This is a genomic window from Paraclostridium sp. AKS73, from assembly GCF_025671395.1.
Lineage (GTDB): Bacteria > Bacillota > Clostridia > Peptostreptococcales > Peptostreptococcaceae > Paraclostridium > Paraclostridium benzoelyticum.
In genome coordinates this window covers 18,687-32,795 of sequence record NZ_JAIXHU010000002.1, presented here as the reverse complement: position 1 = coordinate 32,795, position 14,109 = coordinate 18,687, and the positions used below count along the sequence as shown (strand labels likewise).

14 protein-coding genes, 2 pseudogenes and 1 other annotated feature are annotated in these 14,109 nt (G+C 27.5%); of the genes and pseudogenes, 14 read left to right on the top strand and 2 right to left on the bottom strand.

Going from position 1 to position 14,109, the window contains the following annotated elements:
* The first annotated feature begins 333 nt into the window (after positions 1 to 333).
* Entirely contained in the window at positions 334 to 1,077 is a 744-nt protein-coding gene (locus LEQ07_RS01610) for a hypothetical protein (RefSeq protein WP_263329281.1), read from the top strand.
* 159 nt (positions 1,078 to 1,236) lie between these two features.
* Positions 1,237 to 2,157, top strand: coding sequence for a DUF2232 domain-containing protein (locus LEQ07_RS01605; protein ID WP_263329280.1), 921 nt, complete (start codon positions 1,237 to 1,239; stop codon positions 2,155 to 2,157).
* A gap of 60 nt (positions 2,158 to 2,217) precedes the next feature.
* Here LEQ07_RS01605 and LEQ07_RS01600 read toward each other — a convergent pair whose 3' ends face one another.
* Positions 2,218 to 2,634: a DUF3783 domain-containing protein gene (locus LEQ07_RS01600; RefSeq protein WP_263329279.1), complete on the bottom strand. Its 417-nt coding sequence runs from the start codon at positions 2,632 to 2,634 to the stop codon at positions 2,218 to 2,220.
* 217 nt (positions 2,635 to 2,851) lie between these two features.
* Between LEQ07_RS01600 and LEQ07_RS01595 the strand changes: the two genes are divergently transcribed.
* The 12 genes and pseudogenes from LEQ07_RS01595 (at position 2,852) to LEQ07_RS01540 (ending at position 13,318) form a co-directional block, all read left to right on the top strand.
* A complete protein-coding gene (locus tag LEQ07_RS01595; protein ID WP_263329278.1) occupies positions 2,852 to 3,271 on the top strand; it encodes a hypothetical protein in 420 nt (139 codons plus the stop codon).
* Positions 3,272 to 3,342: 71 nt separating this feature from the next.
* A complete protein-coding gene (mnmA, locus tag LEQ07_RS01590; RefSeq protein WP_263329277.1) occupies positions 3,343 to 4,413 on the top strand; it encodes a tRNA 2-thiouridine(34) synthase MnmA in 1,071 nt (356 codons plus the stop codon).
* A gap of 69 nt (positions 4,414 to 4,482) precedes the next feature.
* Positions 4,483 to 4,704, top strand: a binding site (T-box leader).
* A 72-nt stretch (positions 4,705 to 4,776) separates the two neighbouring features.
* The gene (gene alaS / locus LEQ07_RS01585) at positions 4,777 to 7,413 is read left to right on the top strand and encodes an alanine--tRNA ligase (RefSeq protein ID WP_263329276.1); all 2,637 of its coding nucleotides are present in this window, start codon (positions 4,777 to 4,779) and stop codon (positions 7,411 to 7,413) included.
* 38 nt (positions 7,414 to 7,451) lie between these two features.
* Positions 7,452 to 7,712: an IreB family regulatory phosphoprotein gene (locus tag LEQ07_RS01580; RefSeq protein ID WP_021429857.1), complete on the top strand. Its 261-nt coding sequence runs from the start codon at positions 7,452 to 7,454 to the stop codon at positions 7,710 to 7,712.
* A gap of 9 nt (positions 7,713 to 7,721) precedes the next feature.
* Complete coding sequence (locus tag LEQ07_RS01575; protein WP_263329275.1) at positions 7,722 to 8,738, top strand: hypothetical protein; 1,017 nt, start codon at positions 7,722 to 7,724, stop codon at positions 8,736 to 8,738.
* Complete coding sequence (locus LEQ07_RS01570; protein ID WP_263329274.1) at positions 8,732 to 9,889, top strand: hypothetical protein; 1,158 nt, start codon at positions 8,732 to 8,734, stop codon at positions 9,887 to 9,889. Before LEQ07_RS01575 ends, LEQ07_RS01570 begins: the two co-directional genes overlap by 7 nt.
* Before the next feature lie 144 nt (positions 9,890 to 10,033).
* Positions 10,034 to 10,457 (top strand): annotated as a pseudogene (ruvX, locus tag LEQ07_RS01565) (Holliday junction resolvase RuvX).
* Between the two features lie 68 nt (positions 10,458 to 10,525).
* Complete coding sequence (locus tag LEQ07_RS01560) at positions 10,526 to 10,795, top strand: DUF1292 domain-containing protein (protein WP_046824229.1); 270 nt, start codon at positions 10,526 to 10,528, stop codon at positions 10,793 to 10,795.
* Between the two features lie 97 nt (positions 10,796 to 10,892).
* The gene (locus LEQ07_RS01555; protein ID WP_064503623.1) at positions 10,893 to 11,654 is read left to right on the top strand and encodes a YdcF family protein; all 762 of its coding nucleotides are present in this window, start codon (positions 10,893 to 10,895) and stop codon (positions 11,652 to 11,654) included.
* A gap of 85 nt (positions 11,655 to 11,739) precedes the next feature.
* On the top strand, positions 11,740 to 11,940 hold the full coding sequence (locus LEQ07_RS01550) for a hypothetical protein (protein ID WP_263329273.1): 201 nt from the start codon (positions 11,740 to 11,742) through the stop codon (positions 11,938 to 11,940).
* Complete coding sequence (locus LEQ07_RS01545; protein WP_263329272.1) at positions 11,934 to 12,710, top strand: LCP family protein; 777 nt, start codon at positions 11,934 to 11,936, stop codon at positions 12,708 to 12,710. The genes LEQ07_RS01550 and LEQ07_RS01545 overlap by 7 nt, the downstream gene beginning before the upstream one ends.
* 174 nt (positions 12,711 to 12,884) lie before the next feature.
* Positions 12,885 to 13,318, top strand: a pseudogene (locus LEQ07_RS01540) (Fur family transcriptional regulator).
* Positions 13,319 to 13,339: 21 nt separating this feature from the next.
* On the opposite strand, the gene LEQ07_RS22335 reads toward LEQ07_RS01540, so the two are convergent.
* Complete coding sequence (locus tag LEQ07_RS22335; RefSeq protein ID WP_263329271.1) at positions 13,340 to 13,720, bottom strand: metal-dependent hydrolase; 381 nt, start codon at positions 13,718 to 13,720, stop codon at positions 13,340 to 13,342.
* Positions 13,721 to 14,109: the final 389 nt, after the last annotated feature.

Sequence of the window (14,109 nt, the reverse complement as noted above, 5' to 3'; positions counted from 1 at the left end):
AAAAATCCCCCTTAATTCTTTTTATATTAAAGATTATAGACTAATTTACTTTAATTTTAAATATCATTATAAAAACTCCTTAATAAATAAGAAATATTTATCGAATCATGCAACTTATATAATTTAAAAGTACATAACTATTTTATTAAACACGTGTGAAAAAGGTGAAATCACTTAAAAAGTATATTTTTTGAATGAATATAAAGTAAGTTTTTTAAAGTACCTTATATTAAAAGGAAATAATTAATTATATAAATATAAAATTAAGGAAATTTAATGTAATTAACGTATGCTATAATTAGTAAATGTGTAAAAATATTAAGGGGAGTGCTTATGAAAAAAATTAAATACTATTTATTTATATCTTTTATATTAATATCTTTATCTGTAATTATGTTTACTATCCACTTTATGGTGTTTGGACAAGCTTTAAACACTGCATACTATTCTATAATGAATTTATGTTTTATACCTATAAATAGTTTAGTTGTTACTATAATTCTTGAGAAGTTAATTGATCATAGATCTAAAAAAGAGAGAATAGAAAAGCTGAATATGCTAATAGGAATATTTTTCACTGAGATTGGCGGAAAATTAATGCATTATATAATCGTATCAGATAAAAATACAAGTGACTTTAATTTTAACTTTGAGGATCTTAAATATGTTAGAACTACACTAACTAATCATGATTATAATATAGAAATAGATGAAATAGATTTAAATTCTATAAAGAACTTATTAGTAGAAAATAATAATTTACTTATTAATTTAATAAGCAATGAGAATTTATTGCAAAATCAAACTTTTACAGATTTAATAATGTCCATAATACATTTAAGAGATGAAATTTTATTCTTTGAAAGTAATACTTTAGAAGAAGTTAGTAAAAAACACTTAGAAAATGACATATTAAGAGTATACGAAAATATTGTCATACAGTGGGTTTTTTATTTAGAATATCTAAAAAAGTTTTATCCGTTTTATATAGCAATGCTATTAGAGTTAATCCTTTTTTATTTATTAAAAAAGAGCAATATTAAATTTAAAAGTAGCTACAATCTTGGTAAAAACTAGATTGTAGTTATTTTAATGTATAAACAATTTTATTAAGGTCTATGTTATAATGTATCAATGTGTATATTTTAAATCACTTATAAACTTGGTTAACTAATATATTTTTTATATCCTTGGAAAAATCATATAAGTGAATTTTGTATAGAAAGAAGGCTGTATATGGAAATAAAAAAGATGACTGAGGCAGCTATAATGTCTTCACTTTTCATAGTTTGTAGTATATTTGCAATATCTACAGGACTTTTATATGGACTTTACATAGACATAATAGTTCCGATTTTTATAGCAATTATATATTTAAGATGCGATTTTAAATTTACAATACTTGCAATGGTAACTTGTTTGTTAATTGTGGGATTGGTAATGGGTAATATAGGATCGGCAATTTGTATGAGTCAAAGTATGATCATTGGAATTATGTGTGGTTATGTTATAACTAAAAAGACTAAAATCTTTGATGATTTATTTTATTTGAGTATAGTATCTTGCTTTATAATGGTTATGATAGATGTGTGGTTTTCTAAATTAATTGGATTTAGTTTTATAAAAGATTATAAAACTATGTTAGCACCTTGGCCTGTAAGTGATGGGTTTAAAGAAGTGTTATTTTATATGTTTATAGCTACACTTCCTCTTGGAACTATTATAATGACTTATTTTGCAAGCTTATTTATTGGAGATAGAATTAAGTCTTTGAATGAAGAGGGTAAACGAAAATTACACATTTTGAAAAATATTAGGCAGTATGCAAATTACATATATTGTTCTAAATCTACTGTATATTTTGGATTAGCATATTTGTTTGTAATTCAGTTGAAAAATATATTAGGTGTTGATATAAAATTTGTATATTTACTTACTATAACTGAAACTATAAAGTATATTGTTTATTATTTTTTAATAAGAGATGCATATGCATATTTAAGACTTTATACTTATCAAAAAACAAAGTCTATAATGGCATTGAATATAATGGGAATGACATTTTTAGCTTCATTAGTTATAAAGTTTAATATTAGCTTTTGGATAATTTCGGCACTTGCATTTTTCTATGCACCGATGAAGTTAAAAATGACTTAGGACAATTTTAAATAAAACAAAAAGCACCCGGTAGCATTTGTTGCGGGGCGCTTTTTAAATTTAGTGATTAAGAGTTTTCCCTGACTTTAAGGCTTCTCTTTCTTCAATTAAGTTTTGTATTACAGTATTTAATTCCCAGTCAATGGAAGTTTCAGTAACTACAGCAATTAAAGGTCTTTGTATCCTAAATTTTTTAAGAGCTTCCATAAAAGAGTGAATTTTAACATGGTCTACATTATTAAATATAACGGCGTTATGCTTTAATCCATCTTCGCAACTTTCATCTATATTATTATTTAAAATATCTTTTACTAAAGTTGTAGCATTCTTAGGCACAAGGACTATTTGGTCTTTTAGGCCTATTAGGTTGCATATATTTTTCAACATACTTAAATCTTTTGAATTAAAGTTATAAAGTAAGACGCAAATCCTATCGTCACTATAAGTAGGCAAAGTATTTATGTTTTTAAAATCCATAGTAATTGAAGCACCTCCTTTTTAATAAGTTTATTATTATTGATACCAAATTTAGAAAATTTTAAACATAAACACGAACTTTATAAGAGGATTATTTAACAATATGACTACTATATAAGTGAATTAATATGGATATATCATTTAAAGACATCTTAATTGTTTTATGGTATACTATTATGTAAAACATAGTAGTGTGTATTTTAAAAGGAGCAATGAAATGGATAAAACGCAATTTTTAAATTATATAAATAAAAAACTTAAAAAATATGTTAATACAAGTAAAAACTGGGCATTAAGAAAAGTACTAGAGAAACCTTTGGAAATAATTTCAAAAGTACTTATAGTTCCTCCAGTTGTTTTTACGGGTATAATGATATTTGGAATGTTAATCTTAAGCTCGATGAGTTGGTTTAGTATAAGCTATTTTCCTGACTTTATTCAAATAATGGATACAAAAATAATAATAGGAATGATTGGGGTTATAATTAGCATTATATTTGCAGTAATAAGTATAGTGGTTTGGCCTATATATATAGTAGTTTTAGTATTTGGAATTTGGTTTATAAAAACTTATAGAGAATTTATAAAAAATCATAATTTATATAAAAAAGCAAATGATTTAATGGACAACCTATAAGTTAATACTTTAAAAAATATATCAAAGTATATATAATATAAAGAACGAGGTGATAAAATGAAAAAAGAGTAATGATCGGTATGAGTGGTGGAGTAGATAGTTCTGTTGCAGCATATCTTTTAAAAGAACAAGGATATGATGTAATAGGTGTTACTATGAAATTATGGCAAGACGAAGATGATGAACTTATAGAAAATGAAGGTGGATGTTGTTCATTATCAGCAGTTGAAGATGCAAGAAAAGTTGCTGATAGAATAGGTATACCTTTTTACGTATTAAACTTTAGCGATGTATTTAAAGAAAAGGTAATAGATCCATTTATAGATGAATATTTAAACGGAAGAACTCCAAATCCTTGTATAGCTTGTAATAAGCATATAAAATTTGATGATTTCTTTAATAAAGCTCGTCAAATAGGGTGTGATTATGTAGCTACAGGTCACTATGCTAAAATAGAAAAAGATGAAGAGACAGGTAGATACTTACTTAAAAAGTCTGTTACGGATAAAAAAGACCAAACCTATGCATTATACAATTTAACTCAAGAGCAATTAGAACATACTTTACTTCCTATAGGTGAGTATGAAAAAGATAAAGTAAGAGAAATTGCAAAAGAAATAGGAATAGAGGTTCATAATAAACCAGATAGTCAAGAAATATGTTTTGTAAAAGATAATGACTATGCGGGATATGTTCAAAAACATTCTAAAAAAAGAATTGATCCAGGATTTTTCGTAGATACTAATGGTAACGTATTAGGAAAGCATAAGGGAATAATAAACTACACTATAGGTCAAAGAAAAGGTCTAGGAATTGCATTTGGAAAGCCTATGTTTGTTGTAGATATAGATCCAGTTAAAAATACAGTTGTATTAGGTGATAATGAAGATATATTCTCAAATGCATTAATAGCTAAGGATGTAAATTTAATCTCAATAGATGATATAAAAGAACCTCTAAGAGTACAAGCTAAAGTTAGATATTCAGCGAGACCATCAGATGCGACAGTAAGTAAAATCGGAGAAAATACAGTTAAAATAGTATTTGATCAACCCCAAAGAGCCATAACTAAAGGTCAATCAGTTGTTATGTATGATGGAGAAAAAGTTGTAGGTGGAGGAATAATAGAAAAAAGCCTATAATAAAAAACTATTGATTATTTTTATAAAATTTAGTAATATAACTATTAATCATATAGAAATAAAATAATTTTAAATACAGTGAAAAGAAATAGTAAATTAATTGATGCATTACAGAGAGAGGGAATAGGTGAAAGCCCTTATGATAGATTAATTGAAGCAGTCTTGGAGTATCAACTTTGAAACTAAGTAGGAGTTGACGGTAGTTCCGTTATAACTTAAGGTTTTCCGAAGATACTGTAGATTTTTTACAGTAATTAGGGTGGTACCGCGAGATATATCCTCGCCCCTATAGTATTATAGAGGCGGGGATTTTTTAATTCATAGAAAAGTAGCAAATTTAAGGAGGAAATTTAAAATGCAAAAATGGGATTAAACGAAATAAGAAGTAAATTTTTAAAATTCTTTGAATCAAAAGGACACTTAGTTCAACCAAGTTATTCATTAGTGCCACATAATGATAAAAGTTTATTATTAATAAATGCAGGTATGGCACCTCTTAAAAATTATTTTTCAGGAACAGAGATTCCACCAAGTAAGAGAATGACTACTTGTCAAAAGTGTGTAAGAACAGGTGATATAGAAAATGTAGGGGTTACAGCTAGACATGCTACATTATTTGAAATGCTTGGAAACTTCTCTTTTGGAGATTACTTTAAAGAAGAAACTTTAAAATGGGGATGGGAGTTTGTTACAGAACATTTAAACATACCTCAAGATAAAGTATGGGTAAGTGTATACTTTGAAGATGACGAAGCTTTCGAAATATGGGAAAAAGAAATAGGTATACCAAAAGAAAGAATAGTAAGACTTGGGAAAGAAGATAACTTCTGGGAAATAGGAACTGGTGCTTGTGGACCTTGTTCAGAAATTCACTTTGATAGAGGTGAAGAGTATGGATGTGATAATCCAGATTGTAAACCAGGATGTGATTGTGATAGATATTTAGAATTCTGGAACCATGTTTTCTCTCAATTTAACAAAGATGAAGAAGGAAACTATAACCCATTAGAGAACAAAAACATAGATACAGGTATGGGTCTTGAAAGAATTGCATGTATAATGCAAGGCGTAGATACTATATTTGATGTAGATACTATAAAGCAAATATTAAATGCCGTTGAGAAAATGACAAATTCAACTTATGGAAAAGAATATAAAACTGATAAATCTATAAGAATAATAACTGACCATATAAGAAGTGTAAGTTTCTTAGTTGCGGATGGAGTACTACCATCAAATGAAGGTAGAGGTTATGTTTTAAGAAGATTATTAAGAAGAGCTGCTCGTAATGGTAAATTACTTGGAATGAAAGACCCATTCTTATACAACTTAGTTGATGAAGTTATATCTGTAAGTGGAGAAGCTTATCCAGAGTTAGTTGAAAAAGCTGACTACATTAAAAAAGTTATAAGAATAGAAGAAGAAAAGTTTAATGAAACTATAGACAAAGGTAATGAAATATTATCTTCGTATATAGAAGAGTTAAAAGCTAAAAATGAGAAAACTTTAAGTGGAGAGAACGCATTTAGATTATATGATACTTATGGATTCCCAGTTGACTTAACAAAAGAAATATTAGAAGAAGAACATTTAGAAATAGATGAAGAAGGCTTCAAAGCTGAAATGGAAAAACAAAGACAAACAGCTAGAGATGCAAGAGGAAATATGGATGCAGAAGCATGGAAAGAAGATGCTATAGCTAAATTAGATAAAGATATAGTTACAAACTTTGAAGGATATGATATTCTATCTATAGAATCAACTGTTAAGGGAATAGCTAAAAATAATGAATTAGTAGACTCAGCTAGTGTTGGTGATGAAGTTGTAATAGTTCTTGATAAAACTGCATTTTATGCAGAAGGTGGAGGACAAGTTGGAGACAAAGGTCTTTTAGTTAATAAAAATGAAGATTTAGTAGTAGAAGTTTTAGATACTAAAAAAGGTCCAAATAACACTATAAAGCATATATGTATTGTTAAATCAGGAATTATAAAACTTGAAGATGTAGTATATACTAAGGTTAATAAAGAAGTTAGATTAGCTTCAGCAAGAAACCACAGTGCTACACATGTTCTTCATAAAGTATTAAAAGAAGTTTTAGGAGATCACGTAAACCAAGCTGGATCACTTGTTACTCCAGAAAGATTAAGATTTGACGTAACTCACTTTGAATCTATATCAAAAGATGAGTTAAAGCTTATTGAAGAAAAAGTAAACAATATTATATTTGAAGCATTAGATATAACTTGTGAAACTATGAGTATGACAGAAGCTGGTCAAAAAGGTGCAACAGCATTATTCGGAGAAAAATATGGTGATGAAGTAAGAGTTGTTTCAATGGGAGAATTCTCTATGGAATTATGTGGAGGTACTCACTTAACAAATACTTCTCAAATAGGTATGTTTAAGATACTTTCTGAAGGTGGAGTTGCAGCAGGAGTAAGAAGAATAGAAGCTATAACTGGTAAAGAAGTATATTACTTCTTAAATAACAAGCAAGATTTAATAAATGAAGTGTGTACATCTGTTAAAGCTAAAGAAGATAATTTAGTAGCAAGAGTAACTAACTTATTAGACGAAAACAAGTCATTAGCTAAAGAATTAAATGAAGTAAAAGCAAAAATGAGCTTACAATCTGCAGATTCTATATTAGACTCTAAGACAGATATAAATGGAGTAAATATAGTAACAGCTAAGTTTGAAGACATGGATATGGATACACTTAGAAACACTGCAGATACTTTAAGAGACAAGTTAGCTTCTGGAGTAGTAGTATTAGGAAATGTAGCAGGAGGAAAAATAAACTTTGTTGCTACAGCTACTAAAGATGTACTTGAAAAAGGTGTTCACGCTGGAAATATAGTTAGAGAAGTAGCTCAAGTAGCAGGAGGAAAAGGTGGAGGAAGACCTAATATGGCACAAGCTGGAGCTCCAGATGTAGCTAAGGTTGACGAAGCGTTAAATCATGCAAAAGAGGTTTTAAAAACTCAAGTGAAATAATAAATTTAAATAAATATTAAAGATAGGGGTGTTGTAGTATGAATGAAAATATGGATTATACAATGAAATTCGAAGGTATAACATCTGAACAAATGAGTGTTAGTGAGGCTATCGACTTAGTTTATGATTCACTTCAAGAGAAAGGATATAACCCAATAAATCAAATTATAGGATATATACTTTCAGGAGATTCTAGTTATATAACAAGTCACAATAATGCTAGAGGGATAATGAAGAAATTTGAAAGAGATGAAATATTAGAAGAGGTTATCACTTATTATTTGAACAATAGAAAGTAGGTCAATCTTATGAAAAAAAAGATTGTATCCTTATTAACAATTTTAATGATACTTATAAGTTCTGTTCCTAGCATTTGTTTTGCTGATGATAAAGGCAAGGCAATAGTAATTGATTTAAATAGAACTGGCCTTGAAGACATGCTAAGTATAGATTCTCTATCTAAAAAGATGGAAAAAGAAGGCTATATAGGGCTTATGAATATTAGAGGTGACAGAGGAACAGATGACAGAAGGTCATATGCAGCTGTAGGTGCTGGAGGAAAAGTTACCTTGCCAAACCAGAGCCTAATTAACTTTGAAGAAGTTAATAAAGGTAATGCAAAGGCGTATAAAGCTGAAACAGGACACAATCCCAAGAAAATAAATGATATGACAATAAACCATTCTCTAAGTGAGAACTTAGAGAATGGTTCTTATGGTTCTGTACTTGGATCGTTAGGACAGACTTTATCAAATCATAAATTAAGGGCATCTGTTATAGGTAACGCAGATAGAGTTAATAATGGAGAACTAATAAAAAATAGAAACATAGCATTAATGGCTATGGATAACATAGGTAGAGTTGACGATGGTAATGTAGACAACATAAATATCAAAGACAACACTATGCCCTATGGAATAAGAACAGATTACAACAAACTAAAAAGTGAAACTAAAAAGTTTTATGATAATAGTGATGTTTTATTTGTGGAACTTGGAGATACGTATAGATTAGATGATTACAAAAACTATTTAAATGATAAAACTTACAATAATATGAAAAAAAATATTTATAAAAATATAGATGATTATTTACAAGAAGTTTTTAAAATGGTTGATGAGAATGATACGATTTATATAATGTCAGCTTTTCCAAGTAAAGAAGATTATAAAAATCAAAAAAGGCTATCTCCTGTAATTAAATTTGAAGGATCTCAAAAGGGAGTTTTAAAATCTGCTACAACAAGAAGAGAAGGTGTAGTTGGAAACTTAGATATAGGAGTAGATATACTTTCTAAGTTTGATCTAAAAAATGAAAAATGGTAGGAAGAGCATTTGAGGAAGTTAATAAAGAAGATAATATAAGTTTTATCAATCATGAATTTGATAAAATGGTATCTATGCTAGGCGTGAGAACTCCTATTGTAAACACTACTGTGGGAATAGTTGCAGTAGCATGGATTATATGCACGGTACTATTAATTTTCTTTAGGAAAAAACTACCTAAAAAAGAATTAGTTTTTAGAATATTAAAAGAATTTATAAAACTAGGGGTAGTTATACCTTTAGCGTTTATAGTTTCGCCTATTTTTAATTTTGCAACTCCAGCTAGTATAACCTTAGGAATATTTGGGACCTTATTAGTGTTATATTTAATAGGTAAAATTTTCTTTAAGGATGATATTAAGTATATGGCATTTTTCTCTATACTTACTATTATAGTAATAGTAGTTGATTCTATATTTGGAACACACTTAATGCAAAATAACATAATGAGTTATGATGCTATAATAGGTGCTAGATACTATGGGGTTGGAAATGAATATGAAGGTATAACTATAGGATGTGCTATATTTGCAATGTCAGTATTAGTGAACTACAAAAAAATACCTAAATGGGTTATAGTTGTAGCATCTCTAATTATACTTATAACTAGTGCTTATCCATCAATGGGAGCAAATGTTGGAGGAGCAATATCAGAATCTGTGGCATATACATTATTTTTATTACTTGCGTTTGATGTTAGGATGGATCTTAAAAAGAGCATATTGCTATCACTTGTGCCAGTAATGATTGTTTGTATATTTGCTGCATTAGATGTAGTGTCTAAAAGCCAGTCTCATTTATCTGGATTTGTAAATCAGATATCTGTAAATGGGCCAATTGCTATAATTCAAACATTTACTAGAAAGATACAAATGAATGTAGATATTGCAACTAGCAATATATTAATTGTTGTAGCTTTAGTAGTTGCTGGATATATGACTAAGTTTATTTTTAAACCTGCTAATCATTTTAAAAAGTTGTCAGAAAAATATCCTTATATATTTAAGGGATTTGTAGCAACAACAGTAGGGTGTATAGTTACTTTAATTTTTAATGATTCAGGAATTGTTGCGGCTGGAACAGCATCTATTTATATATTAATACCAATATTGGTTATGAGCGTAAATATGATGATTTTTGATAAAGAGTAGTATAATATTAACCTAGATATTAAAAAATAATATCTAGGTTAATTTTTTCTGTACATAATGTGTTGAAATTAGAGTACAATAAGAATATAGTATATACATACAGTGAATAATTATTAAATTTGGTTGACCGAGGAGAATTAAATGATATTAGACGGAAGAATAATGGGTCTTGACGTAGGAGATAAAACTATAGGAGTTGCAGTTAGTGACCTTATGGGAATTACGGCACAAGGAGTTAAGACTGTAAGAAGAGTTGGAAAGAAAAAAGATATAGAGGAATTAAAAGCTATTATAAAAGAAAGACAAGTTAATAAAATAGTTTCAGGACTTCCTAAAAATATGAATGGAACATTAGGACCACAAGGTGAAAAAGTTATAAAGTTTTGTGAGTTATTAGAACAAGAAACGGGTATAAAAATAGAATACTGGGATGAGAGATTATCTACAGTTGCAGCAGAAAGATCTTTAATAGAAGCTGACGTTAGAAGAGAAAAAGAAAAAAGTAATCGATATGCTTGCAGCAGTAATAATTTTACAAGGTTATTTAGATAGTAAAAGAATTTTGTAAAATCTATGTAAAATAACATTGATATAAGTTATAATATATTTAAATAATTAAAATTTGAGGTGATATAAATGCAAGAAAACATAGTAAACTTAATAGACCAAGATGGAAATGAAATACAATTTGAAATAATATTAACTTTAGAAGCAGAAGGAAAAGAGTATGCTATACTTATGCCTTTAGAAGATAATGAGGCTGAAGAAGCTTTAATATTTAGAATTGATACAGATGAAGAGGGAGATATATTAACTCCACTTGAAAATGATGAAGAGTATGAAACAGTTGTAGCTGTATACAACACTTTAATGGAAGAAGAAGGATTAAACTTCGACGAAGAATAGTTAATATTAAAATTGTATAGTTTATAAATGGGAGTATCCTTCAAGGTGCTCCCTTTTTACGCTTTAAGCGAAGTGAATGTTACATAGGAGGAACTGAATGATTAAATACATAGATATATTAGTAGGTATGCTAGGTATATGTTATTTTATTTACCTAGAATTGTTTTATGGAGGAATGGCCTTTGAAGGTTTCTTTTTAGTTATAGGTATTTTACTTATAATATATCATTTTATAAAAAATAAAATACATATTAATGAAAAGCTAAAAAAAGTAATTAAAATATTTTTAACTATAATTCTATCTATATTTTTAATAGTAGAAGCTATATTAATATTTTTCCCGAAAAACAATGTAGAAGACAAATGTGATTATTTGATTGTACTAGGTGCATCAGTTAAAAATACTACGCCAAGTTTAACATTAAGAGGGCGACTTGATAAAGCTATTCAATATTTAGATGAGAGTAAAGATGATTGTTATATTGTTGTATCTGGAGGTCAAGGAAGTGATGAAAAACTTTCAGAGGCAAAAGCTATGGAAAATTATTTAGTAGAACATGGTGTAAACAAAAATAAAATAATACTAGAAGATAAGTCTACAAATACATATGAAAACTTTAAATACAGTAAAGAAAAAATAGAAAAAAACAGCAATAAAGATATAAAAAATCTTAATGTAAAGGTGGTCACTACTGATTTTCACAGCTTTAGGAGTTTTATACTAGCCAAAGTAAATGGGTATGGAAATGTTAATTTTTACACTAGTAAATCTATAAGTAAGTTTGTACCGGTTTATTATGCAAGAGAGTTTTTTGCAACTATAAAAACTATGATATTTGACGTATTACCTAATTTATAAGATAATATAAAATTTTATAAATTAAGATTTAAATTTATTTATATGGATAAAATAAAGTTAATGAAAGTATAAGGGGCAATGAAATATGAATAAATTTAAAAAATATTGTGTAGTATTGAGTGCTATTGTTATAATTGCATCTACTTTAAGTAATATATATGCATTAAATAATTATAGTAAATCTATAGAAAAAGCTAAGGTTAATTATAGCAAAAGTAATGTACAGCAAGAAAACTTAGATAAAAACAGTCAAGAAAAAATAACAATGTATCTAATATATTGCTAATAGGAAGTGACTCAAGTGGTTTTGACAAGGTAGGAAGATCGGATTCAATGATAATTCTTACCATAGATAAAGATAATAAAAATTTAAAGCTAACATCATTGGCAAGAGATACACTAGTAAATATTCCTGGACATGGATATGAAAAATTAACTCATGCATATGCATATGGAAAATCTAAGTTGTTACTAGAGACTATAGAGAAAAATTTAAAAATAAATCTAGATGGATATGTAGCGGTAAACTTTAATTCTTTTATAGATTTAGTTGATACATTGGGTGGTGTCGAAGTAGATATTCATAAAAATGAAATAGAGCATTTAAATGATATAATAGTAAACTCTTTTAAAGTAGCAAAAGATAAAGGAGAAGAGCCACAATTTATAAGATTTGAAGGTAAACAGTTATTAAATGGATATCAAGCATTAGCTTATGCTAGGATAAGACAAATTGATAGTATATATGAAAGAGATAAAAGACAAAGGGATGTATTAAAAAGTATAGCTAATAAATTGGTGGAGCTTCCTGTAAGTAGTTATCCAAAGGTTATAAAAGAAATGATGCCTTATGTAGATGTAAATTTACCGATATCTAAACTTCTTACAATAGCTATGACATCTAAAGAATTATATAATTATGAATTGAATCAAATGGAATTTCCTGTTGCAGAATATAGAGAGTCTGGGAGACTTAAAAAAGATAATAGTTTTGTAGTTAAATGGGATAAGACAGAAAATTTAAAAGTTTTAAATAATTTTATCTATAATAAATAAAATTTATTTAAAACTTCTCAACTTTGGGTATTATTATAAAAGTAAAGGTTTAAAACCTTTGCTTTTATTTAATTAATCTAAGTGTAAATTCGTTGGTATATTGACAAAAGGAGAATAATGGAGTACAATAATTAATAAAGATTATCATTTGAAAATGAAGGCGGTAAATGTAAAATGAATCAAATGGATATATTAAAGGAAAAGTTAAAGGAAACGGGATTTAAAATAACTCCTCAAAGAAGAGCTATTGTAGAGACGTTACTAAAGCATAAGGATGAACATTTAAGTAGTGAAGAAATATATGACCTAGTAAGAGTTGATTGTCCAGAAATAGGACTTGCTACAGTTTATAGAACAATGCAATTACTAGATGAAGTTGGTGCAATTTCTAAATTAAACTTAGATGATGGATGCATAAGATATGAAATTGATTTAGATGACTCTGATGCACACAATCATCATCATTTAATATGTAAAAACTGTGGGAAGATAATAGAGGTAAAAGAAGATTTACTAGATTCTATAGAACTGGAAATACAAAATTATATAATTTTAGCATAATAGACCACGATCTTAAATTTTATGGTTTATGCGAATCCTGTAAGTAAAGATAAGCCCCTTATTGGGGCTTAAAATTTTGATAGAGTTAACAAAATACATAATATTAGTATTAATATAAATAGAATTTCTAATATATTGCTTAAACGCCCTCCAACTCTTAAAAATCCAAGAGAAAATTTCTTTTCACTAATAGGATAAAAAAGTGGTATTCCTGATTTTGTAAACAAATCTCCTAAAAATAAATGAGATGCATATCCAATAGTTCCAAAAAAGCACAAATTGGATATATTAGTTAATAACTCAATTTGTTTAAGTAAAAAACTTATGATTAATATTGCTAAAATACTATGTGATAATTTTCTATGTTTTAACCAAGGAAAAGAAGCTAAAACTATATTAAATAGAATAAAATAAAATTTACCATTAGCTAAATATATACAAATTGACAAAAGTATAAATATTAGAGATAAAAATAACTTTCTTAAAAAGCCATGATTAATTTTAGATTCTAATACTATTATTGATATAAATGTTATAACTGAACTTATGAAAAAATTTCCATTTATTTTTAAAGATATTAAAAAAAATTAATATATCTAATGTATAAACAATAATCTTATAAATCTTTTTAGATGTATTATGATTTAAAATTGTATTAGATATAACGGAGTTTGACGTGTCTAAATCAGGTAAGATTGAAAATAATGAACAGATTCCAATATTCATTAGAGAAATTGGTTTGTTAAATATGATAGAAGCTTGTAAAGACGCCAATATACCTATAGTGAAATGAGTTTTGCCACGCATTATAACCTCCCGAAAATATTATATTTTGAGA